The 25,631-nt window shown below is 34.6% G+C and carries 22 protein-coding genes, 3 pseudogenes and 1 riboswitch; of the genes and pseudogenes, 17 read left to right on the top strand and 8 right to left on the bottom strand.

The annotated features are described in order from the left end of the window. The first annotated feature begins 34 nt into the window (after window positions 1–34). The 3 genes from MVE64_RS15725 to MVE64_RS15735 are packed head-to-tail and all read left to right on the top strand — an operon-like array spanning window position 35 to window position 2,858. Window positions 35–1,036 carry a BMP family ABC transporter substrate-binding protein gene (locus MVE64_RS15725; protein ID WP_247339427.1) on the top strand — a complete coding sequence of 334 codons (1,002 nt, stop codon included), beginning with the start codon at window positions 35–37 and terminating at the stop codon, window positions 1,034–1,036. Window positions 1,037–1,057: 21 nt separating this feature from the next. After that, entirely contained in the window at window positions 1,058–1,774 is a 717-nt protein-coding gene (locus tag MVE64_RS15730) for a HAMP domain-containing protein (protein ID WP_247339429.1), read from the top strand. Further along, window positions 1,752–2,858: a two-component system sensor histidine kinase NtrB gene (locus MVE64_RS15735; RefSeq protein ID WP_247339431.1), complete on the top strand. Its 1,107-nt coding sequence runs from the start codon at window positions 1,752–1,754 to the stop codon at window positions 2,856–2,858. Before MVE64_RS15730 ends, MVE64_RS15735 begins: the two co-directional genes overlap by 23 nt. A 33-nt stretch (window positions 2,859–2,891) precedes the next feature. Here MVE64_RS15735 and MVE64_RS15740 read toward each other — a convergent pair whose 3' ends face one another. Beyond that, entirely contained in the window at window positions 2,892–4,568 is a 1,677-nt protein-coding gene (locus MVE64_RS15740) for a glutamine--tRNA ligase/YqeY domain fusion protein (protein ID WP_098797798.1), read from the bottom strand. A gap of 221 nt (window positions 4,569–4,789) precedes the next feature. On the opposite strand from MVE64_RS15740, the gene MVE64_RS27415 reads away from it, so the two are divergent. The 10 genes and pseudogenes from MVE64_RS27415 to MVE64_RS15785 all read left to right on the top strand — a co-directional run bounded on the left by MVE64_RS27415 (window position 4,790) and on the right by MVE64_RS15785 (window position 15,084). Continuing rightward, the gene (locus MVE64_RS27415) at window positions 4,790–4,915 is read left to right on the top strand and encodes a hypothetical protein (protein ID WP_255301632.1); all 126 of its coding nucleotides are present in this window, start codon (window positions 4,790–4,792) and stop codon (window positions 4,913–4,915) included. Between the two features lie 172 nt (window positions 4,916–5,087). Then, window positions 5,088–5,402 (top strand): hypothetical protein, encoded by a 315-nt coding sequence (locus tag MVE64_RS15745; protein WP_231308893.1) that lies wholly within the window; start codon window positions 5,088–5,090, stop codon window positions 5,400–5,402. Window positions 5,403–5,662: 260 nt separating this feature from the next. Next, window positions 5,663–5,768: riboswitch (SAM riboswitch) on the top strand. 115 nt (window positions 5,769–5,883) lie between these two features. Continuing rightward, a pseudogene (locus MVE64_RS15750) lies at window positions 5,884–7,010 on the top strand (sugar ABC transporter substrate-binding protein). Window positions 7,011–7,124: 114 nt separating this feature from the next. Next, entirely contained in the window at window positions 7,125–8,630 is a 1,506-nt protein-coding gene (locus MVE64_RS15755) for a sugar ABC transporter ATP-binding protein (protein WP_247339433.1), read from the top strand. A 1-nt stretch (window position 8,631) separates the two neighbouring features. Then, the gene (locus MVE64_RS15760) at window positions 8,632–9,630 is read left to right on the top strand and encodes an ABC transporter permease (protein ID WP_247339435.1); all 999 of its coding nucleotides are present in this window, start codon (window positions 8,632–8,634) and stop codon (window positions 9,628–9,630) included. A 418-nt stretch (window positions 9,631–10,048) separates the two neighbouring features. After that, window positions 10,049–10,876 (top strand): basic amino acid ABC transporter substrate-binding protein, encoded by an 828-nt coding sequence (locus MVE64_RS15765; RefSeq protein WP_247339436.1) that lies wholly within the window; start codon window positions 10,049–10,051, stop codon window positions 10,874–10,876. A gap of 75 nt (window positions 10,877–10,951) precedes the next feature. Beyond that, a complete protein-coding gene (locus tag MVE64_RS15770) occupies window positions 10,952–11,608 on the top strand; it encodes an amino acid ABC transporter permease (RefSeq protein ID WP_212138083.1) in 657 nt (218 codons plus the stop codon). Then, window positions 11,605–12,327 carry an amino acid ABC transporter ATP-binding protein gene (locus tag MVE64_RS15775; RefSeq protein ID WP_212138082.1) on the top strand — a complete coding sequence of 241 codons (723 nt, stop codon included), beginning with the start codon at window positions 11,605–11,607 and terminating at the stop codon, window positions 12,325–12,327. Before MVE64_RS15770 ends, MVE64_RS15775 begins: the two co-directional genes overlap by 4 nt. A gap of 246 nt (window positions 12,328–12,573) precedes the next feature. Beyond that, window positions 12,574–13,937: pseudogene (locus MVE64_RS15780) on the top strand (aspartate kinase). Window positions 13,938–14,109: 172 nt separating this feature from the next. Then, entirely contained in the window at window positions 14,110–15,084 is a 975-nt protein-coding gene (locus tag MVE64_RS15785; protein ID WP_247339438.1) for a carbohydrate kinase family protein, read from the top strand. Window positions 15,085–15,115: 31 nt separating this feature from the next. Here the strand turns inward: MVE64_RS15785 and MVE64_RS15790 are convergent, their stop codons facing one another. Next, the gene (locus MVE64_RS15790; RefSeq protein ID WP_247339440.1) at window positions 15,116–15,253 is read right to left on the bottom strand and encodes a hypothetical protein; all 138 of its coding nucleotides are present in this window, start codon (window positions 15,251–15,253) and stop codon (window positions 15,116–15,118) included. Between the two features lie 18 nt (window positions 15,254–15,271). Continuing rightward, window positions 15,272–15,496, bottom strand: coding sequence for a hypothetical protein (locus tag MVE64_RS15795; RefSeq protein ID WP_247339441.1), 225 nt, complete (start codon window positions 15,494–15,496; stop codon window positions 15,272–15,274). 413 nt (window positions 15,497–15,909) lie between these two features. Between MVE64_RS15795 and MVE64_RS15800 the strand changes: the two genes are divergently transcribed. From MVE64_RS15800 to MVE64_RS15815, 4 genes are all read left to right on the top strand, one after another. After that, window positions 15,910–16,608: a Na-translocating system protein MpsC family protein gene (locus tag MVE64_RS15800; RefSeq protein ID WP_247339442.1), complete on the top strand. Its 699-nt coding sequence runs from the start codon at window positions 15,910–15,912 to the stop codon at window positions 16,606–16,608. A 250-nt stretch (window positions 16,609–16,858) separates the two neighbouring features. Next, window positions 16,859–17,278 (top strand): hypothetical protein, encoded by a 420-nt coding sequence (locus tag MVE64_RS15805; protein ID WP_247339444.1) that lies wholly within the window; start codon window positions 16,859–16,861, stop codon window positions 17,276–17,278. A 111-nt stretch (window positions 17,279–17,389) separates the two neighbouring features. Further along, entirely contained in the window at window positions 17,390–18,130 is a 741-nt protein-coding gene (locus tag MVE64_RS15810; protein ID WP_247339449.1) for a Na-translocating system protein MpsC family protein, read from the top strand. A 15-nt stretch (window positions 18,131–18,145) separates the two neighbouring features. Next, window positions 18,146–18,826 carry a Na-translocating system protein MpsC family protein gene (locus MVE64_RS15815; protein ID WP_247339451.1) on the top strand — a complete coding sequence of 227 codons (681 nt, stop codon included), beginning with the start codon at window positions 18,146–18,148 and terminating at the stop codon, window positions 18,824–18,826. Window positions 18,827–18,886: 60 nt separating this feature from the next. Here the strand turns inward: MVE64_RS15815 and MVE64_RS15820 are convergent, their stop codons facing one another. The 5 genes and pseudogenes from MVE64_RS15820 to MVE64_RS15840 all read right to left on the bottom strand — a co-directional run bounded on the left by MVE64_RS15820 (window position 18,887) and on the right by MVE64_RS15840 (window position 25,560). Further along, on the bottom strand, window positions 18,887–20,218 hold the full coding sequence (locus MVE64_RS15820) for a sensor histidine kinase (protein ID WP_247339453.1): 1,332 nt from the start codon (window positions 20,216–20,218) through the stop codon (window positions 18,887–18,889). Between the two features lie 359 nt (window positions 20,219–20,577). Next, complete coding sequence (locus MVE64_RS15825; protein WP_247339455.1) at window positions 20,578–21,738, bottom strand: 3D domain-containing protein; 1,161 nt, start codon at window positions 21,736–21,738, stop codon at window positions 20,578–20,580. A gap of 537 nt (window positions 21,739–22,275) precedes the next feature. Further along, window positions 22,276–23,515: pseudogene (locus tag MVE64_RS15830) on the bottom strand (MFS transporter). A gap of 138 nt (window positions 23,516–23,653) precedes the next feature. Further along, window positions 23,654–24,820 (bottom strand): ABC transporter permease, encoded by a 1,167-nt coding sequence (locus MVE64_RS15835; protein WP_247339457.1) that lies wholly within the window; start codon window positions 24,818–24,820, stop codon window positions 23,654–23,656. Then, complete coding sequence (locus MVE64_RS15840; protein WP_247339458.1) at window positions 24,820–25,560, bottom strand: ATP-binding cassette domain-containing protein; 741 nt, start codon at window positions 25,558–25,560, stop codon at window positions 24,820–24,822. The genes MVE64_RS15835 and MVE64_RS15840 overlap by 1 nt, the downstream gene beginning before the upstream one ends. Between the last annotated feature and the right edge of the window lie 71 nt (window positions 25,561–25,631).

Below are 25,631 nucleotides of genomic sequence, written 5' to 3' on the forward strand. Positions count from 1 at the left end.
TATTGAGAATGTATCTTTAGGGGAGAGGTATACAATGCAACAATCGAAACAACTAAGGTTGATAGGCATAATAACATTGATTGTTGGAATCGTCATTATAGGGACTATTTTATATAAAACAAAGGGAATTATTTCTGACGCTGCTGCAAATTATTTTGTTGGCAACACAAAAGTATCTATTATTACATCTGATGTTCTCGTAGACCAAAGTTGGGGAAGTTTGGCGTATAAAGGAAAACTGAAGATTGAAGAGATGTTTCCTGTTGATGTAACACTTTATAGTGAGATAGATACAGAAAAACGCATGAAAAAAACGATTGAAACAGCAATAAAAGAGGGATCAAAGCTAATTATCGGACATGGTCGTGAGTTTTCAGATGTTTTTACGGAGGTTGCTGAACAAAATCCAGACATCCACTTTATAACGATACATGGAGATTCAAAATATCCTAATCAATCTGTCTATACTTTTGACCAGGGAGAAATTGAATATTTTGCTGCTTTAGCTTCTAGTGTAGTCACAAAAAGTAACAAAATTGCTTTAATAGATGCTTTTGATGCTAGAGAAAAAAATCCCGAATTTGAAACTGGATTAAAGTATTACAAGCCAGAAGCAATGTTTTACTATCGATATGTGGATAGCCGTGACGACGGAGAAAAAGCAGTGCAAATCTTTCGTGAATTAATTAATGAGGGCGTTGACGTGGTCTACAGCAAAGGAAACTCTTATAATAGAGAAATTATAAATTTGGCTAAAAAAGAAGATATTCATGTGATAGGTTATCTTGATGATCAATCATATATGGGGAAAGATCATGTCGTAACGAGTGTTTTGAATGATGTTTCACAAGCGTATGTTGCGATTATGGAAGATTATTTCAGTGAAGATGGAATACCACATGGTAAAGTGATGTTAGGGGCAAATCATGGTGTATATGGCTTAGCTCCCTTTGGGCCGATGTTGACTGAAGAAGAAAAAGAAATGATTAAAAAAGAGATGGAAAAGTATGAGAAAGGAAAGCTAGTTTTTCCTTAAAATCTGAGGGGAGGGGTTGTGTTGAAGAAATTTTTAATGAATATGTCTTTTCGTACAAAAATTCTCTCAACCCTCCTCATACTAACCTTTGTGTTATGTGGCTTTTCACTAATTCTTGTTCAATCTATTGATGAGGTAAATCAAGTTAGTAACAAAATAAAACAGAAGAATATCCCTGAACTGTATTGGCTTTCAAAGTGGGATGAAGAGTTAAGTGTTAAGGGAATAGTGGTCAACGATTTCTTGGAAGAAAACAAGTGTTGTGAGCTCGCCGTTAAGTATCAATCGTTTGAAAACATAGAAGAAAGTGAATCTGGTTATAGTTCTCCAAAAATCCCAAGTTCTCTTAATAATATAAATAAGAGAATGGAATTACTAGATTTTATGATTGTTAATAATGTGCAAGGTTTGTTAGATTATCATGATCAAAATGGAGCAAAAGAATTTATTGAATCGAACTATTTACCACAATACAATTTACTAAAAGAAGAGATTAAGAAGGCTAAGGAAGATACTTATTCTAAATTAGATGGTCATTCTAATGAGTTTTCGACGATTATCAAAAGCTCATTATGGTTATTAATCTTTGTTACGATAGTGGCTATTTGCTTATCCATCATTGCTGCTTATCGAATAAGTTTAAACCTAACAAAGCCTGTAGAATCAATGATAAACAAAGTAGATCGTATTGCCAATGGTCAATATGGGATTAACTTTGAACTCTTCAGAACAAGCTGAATTTGAACAGCTTACAAATTCGATTAATCAAATGTCTATAAAGTTGAAGGATTCCTTTAACACAATTCTCAACGATAAATTATACAGGGAGCAAATACTAAATTCATTACCTGTTGGAATTATTACAATAAATGACACTTCTACCGAAATATCAGTCAATAAGACTGCAACGAAAATATTAGGTATGGACGAGCAACAGCTTAAACAGATTTTTCTCACACAAGGTGATATGAAAAATAAGTCTTTTTGGGAGATACTATCTTCAAAAACGGTTTATAAACATACGAAGGTTCCTTTTATCACGAGTGAAGGAACGAAGCTGCTGCTTGTTTCACAAGCAGAAATGCTGAATCAACAACAAAAGATTATAGGCAGAGTTAAAAACTTCGTTGATATTACTGAAACTGAAGAGTTGGAAAAAAGAATGAATCAATCTGAGAAATTAGCTGCAGTTGGAGAAATTGCTGCTGGTGCTGCACATGAAATTCGAAATCCTTTAGCAGTTGTACATGGATTTTTATCATTAATGAACCAGTCGTTTTCGGAAAAGGTGAAAGATCAGTATCATATGCCGCTAATTATGAAAGAGATTGAACGAATAAACAGTATTATTGAGGAAATGCTTCTTCTTTCTAAGCCAGGTGCACCAATAAGAAAAAACATTTATCTTCAACATATTATGGAAGAATTTTTACCTCTTATCATCCAATCTTCTGAAGATATTGAATTTATCATTGACCTACATCCAATTCAACTGTCCGTTGATCCAAAACAGATAAAGCAGGTTTTTCATAATCTTATTCGGAATAGTATTGAAGCAATGTGTGGTAAAGGTGTTATTCATATATATTCGGAGCTAACAGAAAGTTCATATCGAATTTATCTAAAGGATAGTGGATCTGGAATTCCATTGGATTTACAAAAAACAATATTTGAGCCGTTTGTAAGCTCAAAAGATAATGGAACAGGTCTAGGATTGATGATTGTTAAGAGAATTGTGGAAAATCATCAGGGAATGATCTTTATTCAGGAGAGTTCTGTGGATGGAACAATCTTTGTATTAGATCTTCCTTTAAATAAATAAAAAAGGCTGACTTTAGGGGTCAGCCTTTTTATTTTACTTCAACTTAAATGAACTCTTTAAAGAAACAATTCGGTTAAACACAGCTTTTTCTTCAGAAGTATGTTTCGGATCCACATTAAAATAGCCGTGACGGAAAAACTGAAACTTATCATGTGGTTGAACATCTTTCATATTTGGCTCTATGAAACCTTGTAACACCTCAAGAGATTGTTGATTCACATAATCGAGGAATGTTTTTTCCTCTGATGGATCTTCTTGAACCTCAGTTTCTTCTTTATCTTTATCAAGGATAAGTGGTTCGTATAAGCGAAACTCGGCCGGTAATGAATGCTTTGCATCCACCCAGTGAAGAGTTCCTTTTACTTTACGACCTGTAAACCCAGTTCCACTCTTTGTTTCAGGATCGTAGGTACAATGGATTTCTACAATGTTACCATCCTCATCTTTGATAACATCTTCACATTTAATAAAGTAGGCATGCTTAAGGCGAACTTCATTTCCTGGGAACAAGCGGAAATATTTTTTAGGAGGATCCTCCATAAAATCTTCTTGTTCAATATAGATTTCACGTGAAAATGGGATTTGTCTTGTTCCCATTTCAGGAACCTCAGGATTAATTTCTGCATCAAGCATTTCTACTTGATCTTCAGGGTAGTTAGTAATGACCACCTTTAGTGGCTTTAAAACACCCATTGTACGTGGTGACTGTAGCTTTAAATCTTCTCGAACAAAATGTTCAAGCATCGCTTCATCAACCGTTGCAACACCTTTTGAAACACCCGTTTCTTTTACAAATTCACGGATTGCTTTAGGAGTGTAGCCTTTTCTACGTAGGCCAGAAATGGTTGGCATACGAGGATCATCCCAACCATCAACAAATTTTTCGTCAACAAGCTGCTTTAACTTACGCTTACTCATCACAGTATTTGTAATGCCAAGGCGGCCAAATTCGATCTGCTGTGGCTTATGCTCCATTTCACACTCTTCAATAACCCAGTTATAAAGAGGGCGTTGATCTTCAAATTCAGTTGTACAAAGTGAGTGTGTAATTCCTTCGATAGCATCTTCTAATGGATGAGCAAAAGCATACATCGGATAGATACACCAAGCATCACCAGTATTATGATGTGTAGCATGTGACACACGATAAATAACAGGATCACGCAAATTAATATTTGGTGAAGACATATCAATCTTGGCGCGAAGTACTTTTTCACCGTTGCCAAACTCACCCTTGCGCATGCGGTCAAATAGATCTAAATTTTCTTCAATCGAGCGGTTGCGGTAAGGACTTTCCTTACCAGGTGCCGTTAATGTTCCACGATATTCTCTTATTTCATCTGCAGTTAAGTCATCAACGTATGCTTTACCTTTGTTAATAAGAAGAACAGCACGATTGTACATTTCCTCAAAGTAATCTGAAGCAAAAAACATGCCGTCCCATTCATAGCCAAGCCATGCAACATCTTCTTTTATGGATTCAACAAATTCTGTATCTTCTTTTAAAGGGTTCGTATCGTCAAAACGCAAATTTGTTTTCCCGTTAAATTCATCTGCCAATCCAAAATTTATGACAATTGATTTTGCATGACCAATATGTAGATATCCATTCGGCTCTGGTGGGAATCGAGTGTATACATAGTCTCGTTTTCCCGTTTCAAGATCCTCTTTAATAATGCTCTTAATAAAGTTTGAGGAGTTTTGTTCCAAATCAGATCAAACCTTTCTTTTATATGTATAAATAAGTCCTATTTGTCATTATACCAATAGAATTGAAAAAGGTTAATTTACTTGGTCATTTTTCTGGTAATAGTATATATCATGACAGATTTTCTCAGTCTGTATACAAACTTCATGATGAAACATTGTTCAAGCGAATAGATTGGCCCTTTTTGTATAAAATAACGGAGTCTACAGGAGGTGAAAGGAATATGCCCAATTTAAATGATAATAAATTTAGAAAGATTCAATCAGAAAGCCAAAAACAAGGAAAATCACAAGAGGAATATGCGGCAGAATTGGAAAACAACAAAATGAAGGCACAGAAAAGAAAATAGTTTTTTTGAGGTAAGCTTAGCAGATGCTTACCTTTTTCTAAATTTGATCCAAAATAATAGTTTTGTCGATAAAGTGTAGACTATGTCTGAATTTTACGAAGGAAAAATGTTTATTTTAGAATCCTCTTGTTTTTATAATGATAACAGGTATAAAAATAAGGAGATTAGTAGAATGGCATTATCTAAAGAGGATTGGAAAGTCATTAATTTTTTTACATATGAAAGAGTTTTAATTGATTATACAGCCAGAACAATTTCTAGGAGAGAAGATTATAAATTAGAAGAATTAGATACAAAATATCTTGTTGAATTAATAAAGGGAATCGGAGAGTATATACAGAAAACCTCAGATGGAATTAGAAGCTCTGAAAATACGAAACTCCTTATTGATAGTGGCATTTTTGACTATTTAGCAACAAAAGTAACATTTGAATCAGAAATTAATAAACGCTTAAGACACTTGCAGGTATCAAATGTATATAATTGAGTTAATTTCAATTATGACTCTTAAGTCAAAAAACGAACATCTTTCTTCATTTTGAACATGTTAATAAAAAATAATACACGGATAAGAACATTATTAAATGTGAAATTTATACGTTTTTTGGTAACAAATGATACATTATGAAATTGATCCAATTGATTTTTTATAATAACTATTAGAAATATTCAATTAATGATTGACATCTATCCTGTAGAGTATTAAAGTATATTTATTGTTTATTTTACTTAATCGCATAAAAAGATCTCTTATCAAGAGTGGCAGAGGGACTGGCCCGATGACGCCCGGCAACCGTTCAATTAGAATTGGTGCTAAATCCTGCAAAGCTTTTAAAGCTTTGAAAGATAAGAGAGGAGACTCCTAAAATTGTGGTGAAACCTCTCTATCTTTAGAGAGGTTTTTTTGTTGCCTAGTATTACTAGACATAATTAAAAAGTTTTATAGAAAATAAGGGGGCAATGCAACGATGAAAAACAGATTTTTTAATGCAGCATTTCTTTTGACTATTGTGCTGACGTTACTTGTGACAGGTTGTTCTTCAAATAATGGAGAAACAGCTGAATCAACTCAAGCTAAAGGAAATCCAGAAGTATCATTAGATAATGTACCTGAACGTTTTGCAAATGGTGAAGGTGCTAAAATCAAAGTTATCCGTAAAATCGGTGGAGATGATCATACAGCTCAATTTTTAGCAGGAGCTAAAGAAGAAGGAGAAGCGTTAGGATTTACAGTTGATGTATTTACCGCAAACGGTGATACAGCTAAATTCCATGATGCTATTGCCCAGGCTTAGAGGAAGACTATGACGGTTTTATCATTTCACATGGAGATGATGAAGCAACTGTTGATGCTGTTCAAAAGCTTGTTGATGCAGGAAAAAGTGTTGTTACATTTGATTCAAATGAAGGGTTAGCTGAAATTGGAGGGGTAACATTAACTTCACAAGATGATGAGGCGTTAGCAAAGCTCGCGTTAGATCAATTAGTTCAAGATACAAACGGGGAAGCAAACATTGTTTATCTATGGGTTGACGGATTCCCACCAATGGTGAGAAGAAACGCAGTATACCAAGATATTCTTGCTAACAATTCAGGTATTAAAGAAGTTGAACGCTTTGGAGTTGCAGCAGCAGATACATCTGTTCAAACACAAAATGCTGTGGCGGCAATGTTGAACAAACATCCAAAAGGTGAAATTGATGCGATTTTTGCAACATGGGATGCTTTTGCAATAGGTGCAGCGCGTGCGATTAAAGAAGCTGGAAGAGATGAAATTAAGATTTATGGAATTGATGTTTCAAATGCAGATCTTCAAGAAATGCAAAATGAAGAAAGTTCTTGGAAGTACACAGCAGCTGTTGATCCGAAGTTAATTGGTGCAGTTGATATGAGATTGTTAGCGAAAAAGCTTGCGGGAGAAGAAACACCAGAAGCGTATAATCTTGAAGCTTCTCTTATTTCACAGGAAGCATTGTTACAGTCAAGTGAGCCAATTAATATGGTGAATCTGGCAGATACTGTGGAAGGCTGGGGCCAATCTACTGCATTTGAAGAAGAGTGGATGAAAACGTTAAAAGAATATTATAAGAAATAATGCTTTAGACTTAACGAACACTCTCTAAGGTTATGAGAGTGTTCGTTTTCCTCTGATTACCTCACATACATTAAATCCCATAGAAGTGTAAATTAGTAGAAAGGAGGCAAATTGATGAATCACTCAGTATTAGAAATGAAAAAAATTTCAATAGAATTTCCTGGTGTAAAAGCATTAGATGAGGTTGACTTTATTATGAAAAGTGGAACTACACATGCTTTAATTGGTGCGAACGGTGCTGGAAAATCAACACTAATGAAGGTGCTATCAGGTGCTTATACTCACTATACCGGGGAAATCTCAGTTGACCAGACCAAAACGATCATCAAGTCACCTAAAGATGCACAAAAAAATGGTATACAAATTGTCCATCAAGAAGTCGACACTGCCCTTATTCCTTATTTAACAGTTGGAGAAAATATTATGCTTACAAAGACTGTGAATGAAATGGGAAAGAGACAATTTATTAAATGGAAAAAGCTGCATGAGCATGCAACAACTATATTAAACAGCTTGAATATAAAAGTATCTTCCACGAAACTTGTTAGTGAATTAACTTTGGCTGAGAAGCAAATGGTTCTAATTGCAAGAACAGTTTCTTCGGATTGCAAATTTTTAATTTTAGATGAACCAACTGCACCATTAAGTCACTCTGAAACAGTGGAATTGTTCCGTATTGTTCGTGAACTAAAAGAAAAGAATGTTGGGATTATCTTTATATCACATCGTCTTCCTGAAATTTTTGAAATATGTGATGACATTACAATTATGAGAAACGGAAAACTTGTAACTCACGAAAAGATAAGTGAAACAACACCTAATCGAGTAGTGGAAAGCATGCTAGGAAAAGAGTTAGAGGAGCAATTTCCTCAAAAAGCAATTCATCCGGGAGATTTGCTTTTTGAAGTAAATAATTTAAGTGATTCTGAAAAGTTGAATTCTGTTTCATTACAGATTTGTCATGGTGAGATTGTAGGGATTGCAGGTCTTGTAGGTGCGGGGAAGACAGAATTGTGCAAGGCATTATTTGGAGAGACAAAAGTGAAATCTGGTGAGTTAAAACTTAAAGGAAAGAAATTGTCAATTTCCAACCCATACCAAGCTGTAAAGTCTGGGATTGCCTTAGTACCAGAGGAAAGGCGAAAAGAAGGGATTCTTGTTCAAGAATCTGTAGTGACCAATTTAACTGCAGCGAATCTAGGAGCATTTACCAAGCCTTTTAGCTTTTTGAATCGAAAAGCAGAAAAGCAAAAGGCGGTTGAGTTAATAAAAAGTTTAGGGATTAAAACACCTTCAGAGGAAACGAAAGTGCAAAATTTATCTGGAGGTAATCAACAAAAAATCGCAATAGGTAAATGGCTGATAACCGATGCGGATGTCTATATTTTTGATGAACCAACTAAGGGTGTTGATGTTGGTGCTAAAAAAGATATTTTTGACCTGATCAGTGAGCTTGCGAGTAGAGGGAAAGCAATTATTTATGCATCTTCTGAATTGGCTGAGATTATAGGTATTACAAACAGATTATACGTCCTATATGATGGTCAAATCGCTAAGGAATTAGAAACAGATGCAACGAATGAAGAAGAACTATTATATTATTCAACAGGAGGCAACTAGGATGGCAGATGTAAATCCTGTACAATCAACCAATTCAAAGAAATCATTTGATCTTTTTCAATTTTTATATAAGTATGGAACCATTTTAACAATATTTATTTTAATAGCTGTTTTTGCTGCATCTAACCCAGCATTTATTCAAGGAAATAACATAATTAATATCTTAAGGTCCATATCCATTGTGACAATCATTGCTATTGGTATCACGATTTCTCTTTCTGTCAATGGGTTTGATTTATCTGTGGGATCTGTTGCTTCTTTATCAAATGCAATAGTTATTTCAATGTTTGTTTGGTTTTCGCAGAACACAGTTATTGCCATACTTTCTGCTATTATTGCATCATTATTAGTTGGTGTTTTAAACTCATTTATTATCGTAAAAATCAAGGTGCCAGATATGTTACTTACGCTGGCCACTATGTTTATTATTCAAGGTATTGCACTAACGTATACAAAAGGTGCGACTGTGTCGCAAAACATGGTTATGCCTGATGGGACCTTTGCTACAGGTATGATCAGTCCTGTTTTTGAAAAGATTGGACAAGTACCATGGATTATTATCATCATGGTCATTGTAGTTGTTGTGGTACATGTTTTTCTTACCTATACAAAACATGGCCGCTATATGTATGTGATTGGCGGAAATATTGAAGCTGCGAGATTGTCAGGAATACCTGTTAACAAATATAAAGTTGTAGCCTATCTTCTTTCAGCTCTTTTTGCAGCAATAGGTGGTATTGTTTTGGCTTCAAGGGTCATGACTGCTGAAATAAATGCTGGTGCTCCCTACTTAATGGACTCTGTTGCGGCAGCATTTATCGGATTCTCCGTTTTAGGAGCAGGAAAGCCAAATGCATTTGGAACATTTGTCGGAGCTGTTTTAATTGGAATCCTCCAAAATGGTCTTGTGATGATGTCAGTTCCTTATTTTGCAATGGATATTGTAAAGGGAACCGTTCTTGCATTTGCCCTTGGACTAACTTACTATAAACAAAAATAAGAATGTAAAAAGGTTACTGGAGCTTTCAGTAACCTTTTTGTTATTGGCACTGAACATCTTCAATCATCATCCTTCTACAAATATCGGGTGGTGACAGGCACCCTTTCAACTGTATAATTATAAGTGAATTTATAAATCGTTTTTCATAAAGCTGATATCTTTTTTTGTCATAATATCTCACAAAGGAATTGACATTATTTTATTTGATCTTAAAATTAAAGGGAGAAATAGTAGTATGCTATAAGAATTTTGAAAATAGAACCTATTCTAATAAAAGATTTTTATGCGAAGTATTGTATTTAAATACATATACTGATATACTTCATACATGCATATATATTATAAATGCTACAAAACTATGTATCTTACATAGTCATTTAAATAGTTAAGAGATTAAGAGAAATAAGGGGGAGCTAAAATGAAAAAAGGGTTATTTGTATCTGTCCTTATGCTTTCATTTATGTTTTTGTTAGCAGCTTGTGGGACTAGTCAGGAAACAACTAGTGGTGAAGGAAGCGAAGCTGGTGAAACGGAAGAAAAGAAAACGTTAAGAGTTGTTACTGATGCTGCATATGCACCATTTGAGTATCAAGATAAAGGGGAAATTATTGGATTTGATGTTGATTTTATAGAAGCAGTAGCTGAAGAAGCAGGTTATGAAATTGAAATTGAACATGTTGGATGGGATCCTTTGTTCGTTGAGATTAAAGATGAAATTGCAGATTTTGGTATTTCTGCTATTACAATAAACGATGATCGTAAACAAACATATGACTTCTCTGTACCGTACTTTTTATCAACAAATAAAATCTTAGTTCCTGAAGGCAGTGACATTGCATCTGCTGCAGACTTAGAAGGTAAAGTGGTAGCTGTTCAAGCAGGAACAACTGGTCAAGAAGCAGTTGAAGGAATTATGGGGAAAAACAATAAAAACATGAAACAATTTGAAAATAATAACTTAGCGATTATGGAGCTTACTAGCGGTGGTGCTGACGCAGTAGTTGCAGACAATACAGTTGTTGAGGAATATGTGAAAAATAATCCAGACCAAAAACTAACAGTTGTTGAAGATGCAGATAGCTTTGCTTCTGAATACTATGGGTTAATGTTCCCTAAAGGTAGTGAACTTAAAGCTGAGTTTGATGAAGCCATTAACAAAGTGTTAGACAGTGGGAAATATGCTGAAATCTATAACGAATGGTTCGGTTCAGATCCTGATATTGAAAACTTAAAGGCACAGCAATAAAGGTCAAAAATTATTGCGTACCACCTTATTAAAGGTGATACGCAATTTTTGCCTTTATAGGGGAGGAAGAAAAATATGGATTTTCGTTTTGATATAATCGCTGAATATGGTCCATTTTTATTAAAGGGAACATTGTTAACTATTGGCTTGTCTTTAGCTGGTATTCTCCTGGGAACTGTTCTTGGACTTGCGATTGGCTTAGGTAAAATGTTGAATAACAAATTGCTAGCGCTTCCTTTTAAATGGTACATTACCTTTTTCCGTGGAACGCCACTTTTTGTTCAAATACTATTAGTTCATTTTGGGGTAGTACCATTTTTCACGGGTGAAACAAATGGAATTGCTGCTGCAATTATTGCACTTTCATTAAATGCTGCTGCATATATAGCTGAGATATTTAGAGGTGGAATTCAATCCATTGATCGAGGACAAATGGAGGCAGCACGTTCATTAGGAATGAATCATGTTCAAGCCATGAGACATGTTATTTTGCCACAGGCTTTTAAGCGAATGATTCCTCCGTTTGGAAATGAATTTATTGTGTTAATCAAAGAATCATCTCTTGCAGCAGTTGTTGCTGCCCCTGAGATTATGTATTGGGGTCGGGCAATGTCATCTCAATATTATCGTGTATGGGAACCATACTTAACAGTGGCTGTTATTTACTTAATTTTAACTTTAACTCTTAGCTTCTTATTAAATATACTTGAAAGAAGGTTGACGACAGAATGATTACTGTAAAAAAATTAAAGAAATCATTTGGCGCAAACCATGTACTGAAAGATATTAATGTCACAATTAAGCCTCAAGAAGTGGTTGTTGTAATAGGTCCTTCTGGTTCAGGAAAATCTACCTTCTTACGATGCCTTAACTTGCTAGAATCGGTTTCGGGCGGACAAGTTATGATAGATGGTGTTGATTTAACGGATAAAAAAACAGATATAAATAAGGTTCGTGAAGATGTAGGCATGGTTTTTCAGCAATTCAATCTTTTTCCCCACAAAACGGTTATGGAAAATATTACAATGGCACCAATAAGAGTAAAGAAAATGAAGGAGGAGTTAGCAAAAGAAAAGGCATTACAGCTCCTTCAAAAGGTAGGATTAGCTGAAAAAGCTAATGCTTATCCAAATTCTTTGTCAGGTGGTCAAAAACAACGTGTAGCGATTGCTAGGGCATTGGCTATGGAGCCAAAAATTATGTTGTTTGATGAGCCAACTTCTGCCCTAGATCCAGAAATGGTTGGAGAGGTTCTTGAGGTTATGAAGCAATTGGCTCGAGAAGGAATGACAATGGTCGTTGTTACTCATGAAATGGGGTTTGCAAAAGAGGTTGGTGATCGTGTAATTTTCATGGACGGTGGTTATATTATAGAAGAAAATATGCCAGAGCCATTATTTAATGATCCACAGCATGAAAGAACAAAAGCTTTCTTAAGTAAGGTATTGTAATTCTGTATGATAATAGTATAAATGTATACTCGAGAAAATAAAGTAAAGGGAGACGTGTTTGGTCTCCTTTTTGTGTTGAGCAATCAAGTAATTAAGAGGATCTTTATATGTGAGATAGGTATTTGTGTGTTTGTAAGAAAGACAATTGTCCTTATAAGGAAGAAAACTCTTGATTATTTAGATAAAAAAAGAGATAATAGGAAAATAAAATTTGACTGAAAATTTTAAATAGTAGGAGTTGTGGAAATGAAGGTCGTTAAGTTTGGTGGTTCTTCCTTAGCATCAGGTGAACAGCTAAAAAAAGTATTGAATATTGTCGTATCAGATCCTGATCGTAAGGTGGTTGTTGTATCTGCACCTGGAAAACGTTATTCAGATGACATTAAAGTAACAGATTTACTAATTGAATGTGCAGAAAAGCATTTAGCAAATGAAAATGCAGACTCCGTTTTTCAAACAATTATTGAAAGATATGAAAGCATCGTAAAAGAATTATCGATTTCTTCTGACATTATCAATACAATATCAAAGGACTTGAAGAATTTACTTGATGGAGATAAAAGTAAGCCGGATAGCTACCTAGATGCGGTAAAGGCAAGTGGTGAGGATAACAATGCAAAACTAATTGCAGCTTATTTCCAACATAGTGGTTTAAATGCACAATACGTAAATCCGAAAGATGCGGGATTGCTTGTATCGGATGAACCAGGTAATGCGCAAGTATTACCAGAATCATATGAAAATTTATATAAGCTTCGTGAAAGAGAAGGAATTATTGTATTCCCAGGCTTTTTTGGATACAGCAAAACAGGAGAGGTACTAACATTCTCTAGAAGTGGCTCAGATATTACAGGCTCGATTCTAGCTAATGGAATTAAAGCAGATCTATACGAAAACTTTACAGATGTTGATGCCGTGTATTCTGTTAATCCGAATATTGTTCAAGATCCAAAGGAAATTAGTGAGCTCACTTACCGAGAAATGCGTGAGCTATCTTATGCTGGTTTTTCTGTTTTTCATGATGAGGCACTAATCCCGGCATTTAGAGTACTGGTATTCCAGTAAATGTTAAAAATACAAATAACCCTTCTGCTCCAGGAACAAAAATTGTGAATGAAAGATCAAACACAAATGGACCGGTTATTGGTATTGCAAGTGATAAAGGCTTTTGCAGCATTTATGTTAGTAAATACTTAATGAATCGTGAAATCGGGTTTGGCCGCAAACTTCTACAAATTCTTGAGGATTACGGTTTAACGTATGAGCATGTACCGTCTGGTATAGACGATGTAACAGTTATTTTAAGGCAAGGTCAAATGGATGAAAATCTTGAAGAAAAGATCACGGAACGAATTATGACTGAATTACATGCAGATGAGGTTATTATTGAACATGATCTTGTTTTGATTATGGTCGTTGGTGAAGGTATGCGCCACAATGTTGGTACAACTGCCCGAGCGTCAAAAGCTCTTGCAGATGCAGGGGTAAATATTGAAATGATTAACCAAGGATCTTCAGAGGTAAGCATGATGTTTGGTGTGAAAGAACCACAAGAAAAACGTGCTGTACAAGCATTGTATAATGAGTTTTTTGTAGCTGTACCGGTTTAAGTAAAGGCGTTGGATTATTCCAGCGCTTTTTTCTATGAGAAGGAGTCTTGTTAATGACATGTTTAAGCTCATCAGGTGTAAGATAGAAACATTAACTTTTTTATTATTAGGATTATCTTTATGGTATATACTTAAACAGTCGGCACTTATACATATAAAAGAAGGTGAAAAAATGGGTAGATTATTTTCAATTGGAGAAGTACTAATTGATTTTATTCCGGAGCAGAAAGGTATTGCATTAAAAGATGTTGTTTCATTCGAAAGAGCACCAGGAGGAGCACCTGCTAATGTTGCAGCTACTGTTGCGAAGTCAGGTGGAAACGCTTCGATGATTACGAAACTAGGTGTTGATGCTTTTGGTGATTTTTTGATTGAAACATTAAACAATGTTGGGGTAAATACCGAACATGTTCTTAGAACAAAAGAAGCAAATACTGCATTGGCATTTGTATCTCTTAAGGAAGATGGAGAACGTGATTTTTCATTTTACCGGAATCCCTCGGCAGATTTGTTATTGAACGAGGATGAGATTAATGGAGATATTTTTAATAAAGGAGATATCCTTCATTTTTGCTCAGTTGATTTAGTAGAAAGTCCAATGAAAAAGGCTCATACTAAAGCAATTATGTCTGCTAAGGAAAAAGGTGCTTTAATCAGCTTTGATCCAAATGTACGCCTACCATTATGGGATGATCCCCAAGACTGTAGAAAGACTATCTTGAACTTTCTTCCCAATGCACATCTTGTCAAAATCTCAGATGAGGAATTAGAGTTTATTACAGGAGTGAAAGATGTAGAAGAGGCTATTCAATCATTATTTGTTGGAGATGTGAAAGCTGTTATCTATACAAAAGGATCAGAAGGAGCTGACCTTTATGTAAATGGGGAATTTTGCATTCATTCACCTGGATACAATGTTTCTGTTCAAGATACAACAGGGGCGGGGGATGCCTTTATTGGGGGTTTTCTTTACAAACTACTTGAGAAGAATGTAAATGTAACTAAGATAAGTTCTCTTCTAAAAGAAGAAAGTAAAGAAATCCTTGCTTATGCCAATGCAAGTGGTGCTTTAACTACAACTGGCAAAGGCGCAATATCAGCGATACCAACTAAAGATCAAATTTATGCATTTATAAAAGCACAATAAATAGCTTGAGGGCTAAATCAGCCTCTCAAGCTTATTTTTCGTTATTAGCAGTACTTTTAGAAGAACTTGCTCTATACTTGTTTTGCTTTGTAAGTTTTAAATTACGAGATCTAAGTATATTGGCAGGTGTATTATTATTTGGAGCTGCTTGCTCATTCCAATCAGTCATGTAGATTAACCTCCTTTTCTATTCTTCAACTTTCTTCCCTCTCATAAGTTTTTCAAACGTATCCATGGAAGGATCTCGTTTTATTTCATGATCAAAAGGGTTTGTTTCTTGGGAGAATTCAGGATCTGCATCAAGTTTTATCCCCATCTGAGAACCTTCCGTTGCTAAAGGATCATTTATAATTGACTCTCTTTCTCCATCTTGATGTGGAGTTACCTCTGAATTCTGATTACGTCTATCCATCTTATCACCTCAAAAATTTAACTTTGGTTTTAAGATATCAAAGGAAGGGAAATTCTATTCAAAAATCTTTTTTCATGATCACTTAAGATTTTAGTATAGTACCGAAAATAGAGTTGTATAAAACTTAAATAGATAGAAACTGTTGCAATGTATAGAAAATAGTGATAATCTTTATGAGACTAATTTCTTGCTGTTATTAGTTTAGATTAAAAAATTCATTACAAACTTACATACAATTATATAAATAACCGAAATGGTAAATGGGAGAATCTATCTCACAATAGCTGTCTGTCCATGGCCTAACTTCTATATCGAAGTTAGGCCTTTTTATGTTTATATGGAATAAATTGTATTCAATGTTTATAAGCCGTTTGTTGTGCATTGATTAAATATAACCCTAAGGAGGACATAAAATGAAAAATGTTGATCATTACTACCAAGAAGACCTCCTTCTTCTTAGTAGTACATTAAGTAAACTGCTGAAGCGAAGGTTTGGAAAAGGACCAGAAACATGTTATGTTACATTGCATTCAAACAGATTAGTCATCTTTATAAAAAAATATATAACTCCTGCTGAAGATGTTTTGTTGAAGAATAACAATGTAAGCTTATTACAGAAATTCAGGTCAGCTGTTATGGAAGAAGTATTCTTTGAGTTCTCCAAAGAAGCACATGATTGCCTTGGTATTTCTTTTGATTCTTATTATGATGATTGGAATTTTGAAAAAAACACGGGAATAATGATTTTGGAGAATAGTGAATCTACAGAGTGGCTTGAAACAACAGTACCTCCTACAATCAGGGAGAAGCTTTTTAATGGAATAATCTCGGTTAGTGAGGAAATATATAAAGTACCAAGTAGAGTAGAAATCATTAGAATGAATCAAAATATGTATGCTGTAGAATGCCGAGAACCTTTAATTCAAATTGAAAAAGTTTTGTATCGCAAAGGACATATAGAGTTGCTGCACGAGCGTTCCAATGATATTAAGAACTCCTTTATTAAACAAAAAGAGGTTTTTGAATCAATTTTCACTACAGTTGTAGAAGATATATTTATGATTTGGGACTACAAAAATGATAGGAGCTATATTTTCTTTTATTTACAATAGAAGAGATTATTTACTTTCATTAGAATATTTTATATTATTAAATTAAGAAGAAAAGATAATAATGCTTTTTCTTTTAAATGAAGGTAAGTGCTATATTTATCAACTAGAAATAAACTAATTTAAATACTTGGTAGAAATGATTTAGAAAAATAAGCTAAACATAAGCCAAAATAGCAAAAAGAATATTTCTTTTTGCTATTTTGGCTTTTTTATGTTTGTTAGTTTTTGAAGGAATAGGGGCTCGTTCAACATGATAAAGCAGGATCAACAGCATACTTTCGAATATTTACAATCTCTAAAAGCCATTAACAAAATGACAACTGTTATGTTATATGAAGTAACTCAGCTTATTGGAGATATGAAGCAGATTGTGTGTCAACAGGAGAAAGAACTTTCTAATGTTATACTTCCTATAGCAAATACTCATTCAGATATTATTAATGTTATGAAGCAAACATCAGTCTTGATGAAACTGGAACCTATTGAAAAACAGTTATTTATTAATATGGTTGCATCACTCACGGAGTTAATCTGTGAAATGCTGAAGAATATTGAGGATGCCAAAATTTTTCTAGAGAGAATGGATGCCACTCACTCTTTTAGATTACAATTAAAATATCAATTAGATTATTTAAGTTGCTTACTGACAGAACTTATTATTGTACATTGAGACATACTGTGGAAAACACAGTATGTTTTTTTATAAGGTGTATTCTTATTGAAAAGGAAATACTCGTCCATACTAGATATTAAATAAAGAAGGAGAGAGGAGTCTAATATAATGGATGATAATGCGATATTAAGCCTTCAAAAGGATATAAGCGGCTATGTTGGTAAGATGTTTCGAGAGAGCTTTGGTAAGGGACCACAATCTGTGTATACTTCAGTAGGGTACACATTTATCACGATTTACTTAAGAAACTTTCTTACCCCCTCTGAGCGTGTTTTGTTGGAACAAGACCAGATCATGACAATCATGCAAATGAGAGATAAACTAATGGATACACTTATTCCTGAACTGAGGGCTTTTATTGAGATATCTACTAGTAAAAAAATTCAGGAAGTTTATTATGACTGGAATTTACACAATAAATCTGGGATGGTTACTTGTATTAGTTCTGAACCGTTTACACCTAAAGAGGTATTAGTTGAGGAGTATATTGGGAAGGAAAAGGTTGATAACGAGGTTATTCAAATTAGTAAGCAAGCACAGAAGATACCTGAAGAGATCTATTCCTGTGAAATTAATGAAAGAACTCTAGTAATTATACGTAATGGAATCCTCGTGAGAATTGAAAAGGAACTCATTCGACTTGGTCATGGTGATCTTTTAAAACGAGTTAAGCAGAATTTGGAGAAAGGGTATTTACATAACAACAGCCAATTAGAAGCTACCCTCAACAAACAAATTATCGAAATGTTTGTGGATTGGGATTTTGACTTAGATAAAAGTGTCATTCTTTTTATGTTAAATCCTACAGAGCCAAAAAAGCATAGCTACAGACAAGTTGATATTGAATAGAAGAGAGGTGAGGGTATGGATCAAGAAACTTTAAATATGATTAGTAGCTTTACAAGTAAGTTACTAAGAAAGAATTTTGGCAAGGGGCCGCAATCCTGTCAATCAACACTGTGTGGTAAATATTTAGTTACATATATCCGTGGTTTTATTTCACCAATGGAAGAGATCCTTATACAACAAGGACAAAATAATCAGGTGGACAAAGCTAGAACCGTGATCATTAACCATATTATTGAAGAATTAAAGGGAGTAGTAAAGATTACATTTGATCGTGATGTTGAGGAAAGTTATCATGATTGGAATTTCCCAAATAACTCTGGAGTGATTATATTTGTTATGGATGATGAAGTAGAAAAGTGTGCATCAGACCAAAATGTTGATTTCAAGAGGCTGGAAACAGAGGTTGCTCGACTGAGTCAATTGGTGCAAAAAATTCCAGATCAAATTTATGTGTATCCTCTTTCATCATCTCTTTATTTAATCGAGAGGAAAGGAATTCTTATTCCAATTGAAAAATCACTAATTAAGAAAGGGTTTGCAGAGGAGCTTAAGATTACAAAGGATGAATTAGAGAAAACTTATTTCCATAGATATGGAAAATTTGATGATATATTCAATACTACTATCAAGGATATCTTTATTGATTGGAACTTTAAAGAAGATAAGTCATTTGTTGCTTTTATCTTAGGATCTTAAGGTGTATATAAAAAAGTTCACAAGATTTATGTGAACTTTTTTATGCTTTATTTCATTTCATTAAGCAGTATACGGCTTCTTAGAAGCATTTTGTTCTTTAAAACTTTTCCTAACTCCTATAAATTTGATGTTAACTATAGTCCCCTTACCAGGTTCACTTTCAAATTTTAACGTTCCACCCATAGCCTCAATCAATCGGATCGTCACCATTAATCCTAAACCTGTTCCATTTTCTTTTGTTGTGTGATATGGCTTACCGATTCCTTGGAGTTGCTCTACTGTCATTCCTAAGCCGGTATCTATTACTTGAATGGAGATTACCTGGCTTTTTTCACAAAAGGTCACAGTAATCTTCACACTTCCACTATCTGTTGCTTCAATTGCATTCTTTACCAAATTTAAGATCGCTTGTTTAAATTTAAACGGATCTACCTTAGTGTATAAATCTTTTTCTATATGGTGTTCGAGTTTAATTCCTTTTATATTAGCATAGGATTGCATAAGGAGAATAATTTCTTTTAGTGACTTACCAACCCTTATTTCCTCAGTTTTCATGTCTTGTTGTGGTTTTGCAAAATTCAAATAATCCGAAATGATTGACTCAGCCCGATCTAGTTCATCAATAGCGGTGTCCATATAATGATGGAGTTCTTTATCAACTTTCACTTTTGTTAGTTGAATAAATCCTCTTACCACTGTTAATGGATTACGTACTTCATGGGCAATTGAGGCTGCAAGCTCACTTACAATATTAAGCTTTTCAGCGTCATGAATTTGTTCTGATAGCTTAAGGTTAGATCGTACACTTTCTGTAAAATAAGCGTAGATCATTATACCAATTACATAGGAAGCACCCATTTGTAAGTAAAGATGACTTCCTAGTTGATATAAAAACTCCAACTGATTTAAGTATAGAAAGTGTAATAAAATGGCAGAAATAACTACAAAAAAAGTTAGAATTGAAGTAAAGAGTGTAATAAGAATTTTGCTAACTTTACGTAATTCATGATATTTTTTCTTGATCAAAATAATAAGTAGATAAAGTATAAGTGCAACAACTAATACATTAACTGATGCAAGAAAACCGCCTAATGTAAAACGATATCCTACTAATAACAATCCACAGATAATGGTGGATACTTTCCCCATGTAGAGTGCACAAATAACAAACGGAACCCAACGTAAATCCCATAGGAAGCCGCCGTTTAATTCACCTGAAAGTATAGGGAAATACATACTTAAAATGGACGCAAAACCAAAAACTAAGCCTGCAAAAAGATCAGTTCTTTTTTTAGTAGAATGGGAAAAAATCAATTGATAAAAATAGATTGGTGATAGCACGATCAGCAGGTTGAATAACACCTGACCAATACTACTTGATGATGTTAACAAAGACCTTCACATCCTTATTTTTTTCATTTTTTTACTATCGTTTGTCTAGTAGATGGGGAACTCATTTTGGTGTTACCTAATGAAATGTTTAAACTGGCTATAAAAAAGAAAAAGCCAAAATAAGAGTAGTGTGTTTTCACTACATCTTACTTTGGCTTTAAATTTTAGCTATTAACTAAAAGGCGTAACCTATATTAAGTTGATATCGGTTCATTTTAAAATAGAACTGGGCATCTCTCCCTGTTCCTAATATTAATAATAAAATTTTTTAACATTTTTTTCAACTGAGAAATGCACAAAGAGATAGATAAGCCAGAAAGCATCTGGTTTATCTATCTCTTCGTTAATTGTTATAATTCTTAGTCAAGAATAACAATTTTTACTGTCTTTCGGCCCCATTGCAATGCTTTTGCACTTGATGGCATGAGAACATCAATTTTATGACCAATAATCGCACCACCTGTGTCACCAGCGATTGCAACACCATATCCCTCAACCCACACTTTTGAACCAAGTGGGATAACACCTGGGTCTACTGCAATTAATTTCATGTTTGGATTCTTCTTTATGTTATATCCTAAATAAGTAACATCGTTTTTAGTATCCTCATGACTATAAGCTGTTGCTGAAACATACATTTCTTTTCCGGAAACAGTAGAAGTGTCTTTGTTATTTGTTGGTGGAGCAACAGTTTGCTGAGCTTGTGCTTCTTCTTGTGCTTTTTTCGCCTTTGCTAATTCAATAGCTCTTGCTTTAGCAGCGGCTTGCTCCTTTTCTAACTTATCTGAAATAGAGGTAATTTGTGATTGTATTGTTGATTTTTCTTTTTCAGCGAGATTAATTTCTGCTGAAAGCTTTTGATATTTTTCCTGCATAACAGCTAATGCTTCGTTTCTTTTTACACGGTTTTCTTCTAGTTCAGCTTTCTTCGCTTCAAGATCACTTTGTTGTGTGTGAAGAAGTTGTTGTTGACGATCAATTTCTTTTTTATCTTCTTCAATCTGCTTTAAATCAGCTTCTTGTTGATCTATTATTTTTTGATCTGCATCTAGTAAAGTGGCAACTGCGCCAACACGTTCAAAGAAATTACCAATGCTTTCTGAATTAATGAGGGTTTCAATCACAACTGTCGTGCGGTCACTATGTTGAAGAGCGACTAAACGCTTTTCCATAATTCCTTCACGAGCATATACTTTATCAAGTAAAAGGACTATTTCCTCTTTTTTCTGTGCAATTATTTTCTGAGTTTCTGATATTTTTGCTTCTACTTCAGCTAAACTTTTCTCGTTAGTAGAAATCTGATTTTCTAAGGCTTGTACATTTCCTTGAATGTCTTTAACTTCTTCATTTATCGCTTGTTGCTCTTTTTCTTTTTGAAGAATGGTTTGTTGACTCTGCTCTAGCTGTTCATTGGCACGATCTAAAGATGCCTTTGTTGATTCTGCGTTTGCCACGTAAGAAATAGGTAAGGATAATAAAAGGATACCAATTGTGGCAATAGTTTGCTTAAAAGCTCGCATATAGCAACCCCTTTCTCATCTATCTAGTTATAACATAGAAAAAGATTTCGTAGGTTACAATTAGATTAAAAGTTTAGGTAATTACTGCCACTCAATCTAGTATTATCCTAATTTTTAAGTTGTAAATGACTATGTGGAGGGGATGAAGACCAAAGCGGCAAAGGAAAAAGAGGGAAGTGGTCTTCATAAAGAGGATGAAGACCAAAACGGCAAAGGAAAAAGAGGGAAATGTTCTTCATAAAGAGGATGAAGACCAAAACGGCAAAGGAAAAAGAGGGAAATGGTCTTCATAAGGGGGATGAAGACCAAAACGGCAAAGGAAAAAGAGGGAAATGGTCTTCATAAGGGGGATGAAGACCAAAGCAGCAAAGGAAAAAGAGGGAAATGGTCTTCATAAGGGGGATGAAGACCAAAGCGGCAAAAGAAAAAGAGGGAAGTGGTCTTCACCAAAAAAAGAACATGAAACATGTCCTTTAATAGAGAACAAAAAAGAAGAACATTCGGGATGTTCTTCTTTATGTAGTCTTGAAGTATTAATTATTGTTGCTGCCACTCTTGTAATTTACGATCTGAGGGGAGCAAGAAAGCTAAAATACCTAATACAGGTAGTAAAGCCACTCCAATCATTGTTGTTGTTAATCCTAAAGTATCAATAATTGCTCCTAAAGCAACTGATCCAATTGCTCCCATACCAAATGCTAACCCGACAGTTAAACCTGACATTGTTCCAATTTTTCCAGGAACAAGTTCTTGAGCATACACGACGGTAACTGAGAAGCTTGACATCAGGATAATTCCGATACAACCAAGCAGGATCAAAGAAGCAGTAGGGCCAACAAAAGGTAGCAATAATGTAAACGGCACTGTAGCTAGTAAAGAAACAAGAATCACATTACGTTTACCGAAACGGTCTGCTAGTGGACCACCAAGAAATGTTCCAACTGCACCCATCACAAGGAAAGTAAAAATGTATAGCTGTGAGGTAGCGATCGTTAAGTCGTATTTTTCAATGGCGTAAAAGGCGTAGAAGTTAGAGATAGCACTTCCATACCAAGAACGAGCAAAAATGATGAAAATAATGATAATGAGAGCATTACGAATTGCCTTTGATAATGATTTACTTTTATTTTCTACTTGTTGCTTTGCTTTTCTTTCAGCGTTCATAATTGATAGCTTAGCAGAATACCATTTTGCAATATAGATTAGAAAGCATACGGCTAGAGCAGCAACAACTGTAAACCAAATAGCGCCAAACTGACCTAATGGAACTAGAATTAATGCTGTAATAACTGGTGCAAGTGCCTGACCGCTATTTCCACCAACCTGGTAGATAGATTGAGCCAATCCTCTGCGATTTCCGGCTGCCATATATGCAACCCTCGAACCTTCAGGATGAAAGATAGCTGAACCGAGACCTATAAAAATAACAGATAGAAGGATTGTGATAAACGAAGGAGCAAAAGCTAATCCAAGTACGCCGAGCATACTACTTGTCAGTCCAATTGGTAATGCATAGGGCATTGGGCGTTTATCTGTATAAAATCCTACAACTGGCTGCATAACAGACGATACCATATTCAATGAAAAAGCAATAAGACCTAGTTGAGTAAATGTAAAGCCCCATCGATTTCTCCAAAATGGGGAACATTGCCGGAATAACCGATTGAATACTATCGTTTAGAAGATGGCAAAGACCAATGATAAATAAAATGTTATAAACAGTTCCTGTATCTCTTTCATAAGAAGCAGGCTTTTTGGGAATCGAAGCAGTAGACATGATTTTTTCTCCCTTACATAAATTGTTTCGAAGTACGAAAAGACTCTAATAGTCATATTATTGTCATCACTTGGAAAAAATTCAAGGGAAAAATAAAAGGGCACTTCAAATTTTTGAAGTACCCAATAAAAAGGTGGTTTATGACTTACCAAGCACCCATTTGCTTTTCATGAACATGGCATATGCTATAAAGAATGTTAAACAAATGAATGCTGCTGAGCTTCCAGCTACTAATAATAAGCTTGTTGTATCATAAATACCGTAGATTAACTGTTTAATTAATGCGTAGATATTGAGAAATGGAATAAGAAAATGCATGGTTGATAATTCATTAGCTGAGACACCAATTAAGATGAAGTATGGAACCATCGCCAGAGTTGTAATCGGTGAGATATAATTTTGTGCTTCTTTTAAGTTGTTTGCCATTAAGCTGATGAGCATTTGTAAACTTGAGATTAATAATGCAAAGAAGATAATACCAACTAATAAGCTGATTGTAAAAAATCCTATATTTTCATCCAATTGTAATGCATCAGCAAGTTTTTCTGTAAAAACATTTACCCCAATAATGAAGGTAATAACAGAGAAAATTCCACTCACCATACTTAATGTGCTTATGGCTAGCCATTTACCAATGATAATATGAAGACGATTAACGGGAGTCATTAGTAAAGCTTCCATTGTTTTCCGTTCTTTTTCTCCTGCAAATAAATCGTTTGCTGCTGGTAGTCCTCCCATTAAAACGGCTAATACGATAATGAGTTGAGCAAAGATTGAGATTAAATACAGTGACGTATCATCTCCTTCACTCATGCTTTTGATGTTGATTTTAAAAGGCTCTAAAGAAGTTGGATCAATATTACTCTCAACTAGGTATTGCTGAATATACTCTTGTTGTTTTAATGCTAGCGTATTTGCAATTAAATCCTGGGTGCTTCCCCCTTTTGTGCTAGTTGGATCAGCTTGAACAATTACTTCAGGCATTTCATTGTTTTCTAACTTCAGACTGAAATTTTCATCGGCAGAAACTGCAACTAATGCTTCGCCCTCTTCTACTAAGTGAACAGGATCATCTGTAGACACGATTTCGATTTCGTCTAATTCCTCCAGCCAATTCAGAACGAGTTTATCTGTATTCTGCTCCACTGCAACGTTTACTTGTTCAACAGAATCATCCATAATGATCTTTTCCATAAAAAACAATAATCCAATGTTAAATAATATAGGTAACATGACGCTGAGCATAATGGTTTTACGATCTCTTATAGAATCTTTCAGTTCTTTTATAAAAACATGCCAAGTCATTATTCATTCCCCCTAATAATCCGAGACATAAAGATATAGTTTAAATCATCACTTTCTTCTTGCTTGTATAGGTCCTCGGTAGATCCGTTATAAATCATTTCTCCTTTATGAATCATAATAATAGATTGGCAAAGCTGTTTTACCTCTTCCATAATGTGACTAGAGAAAATAATTGTTTTCCCCTCACGTCTAAGCTGATGAATGAGCTCTCGAAACATATTTGCAGAGGTAATATCTAATCCTGTTGTAGGTTCGTCTAATAAAATGATCTCCGGGTTGTGGATAAGGGTCCTAGCTATCGTTACTTTTTGACGCATGCCTTTTGAAAAGCCTCCAACCTTTCGATCCATATATTCCTTCATGCCAAATCGAACAGCAAGCTGATGAATTCGATTTTCGGTTTCATTTTTACTTAACCCGTGCAACTTTGCGAAATAGGCAAGGTTTTCACGGCTTGATAAACGATCATAAAGACCAGTCTCACTTCCGAATAGAACACCAATCCGCCCTTTAATTTTCATAGGTTCTTTATGAATATCAATTCCGTCAATCATAATGCTACCCTCTGTTGGCTCTAACATCGTTGATATCATCCTAAGGAGAGTGGTTTTTCCTGCGCCATTTTCCCCAAGTAACCCAACTACATCTCCTTTACGAATTTCACACGTAACATTATTTACTGCCTGAATGGTTTTCTTTTTATCTTTAAAGGATCTTGAAACATGATTTATCTTGATCATCCTTTTTCCTCCTTGATTCCCTTAATCTATTACAATCATAAGAGTTCAGCATATTAAAAACATCCATTCTG

The sequence above is a fragment of the Metabacillus endolithicus genome (assembly GCF_023078335.1).
Classification (GTDB): Bacteria; Bacillota; Bacilli; order Bacillales; family Bacillaceae; genus Metabacillus; species Metabacillus endolithicus.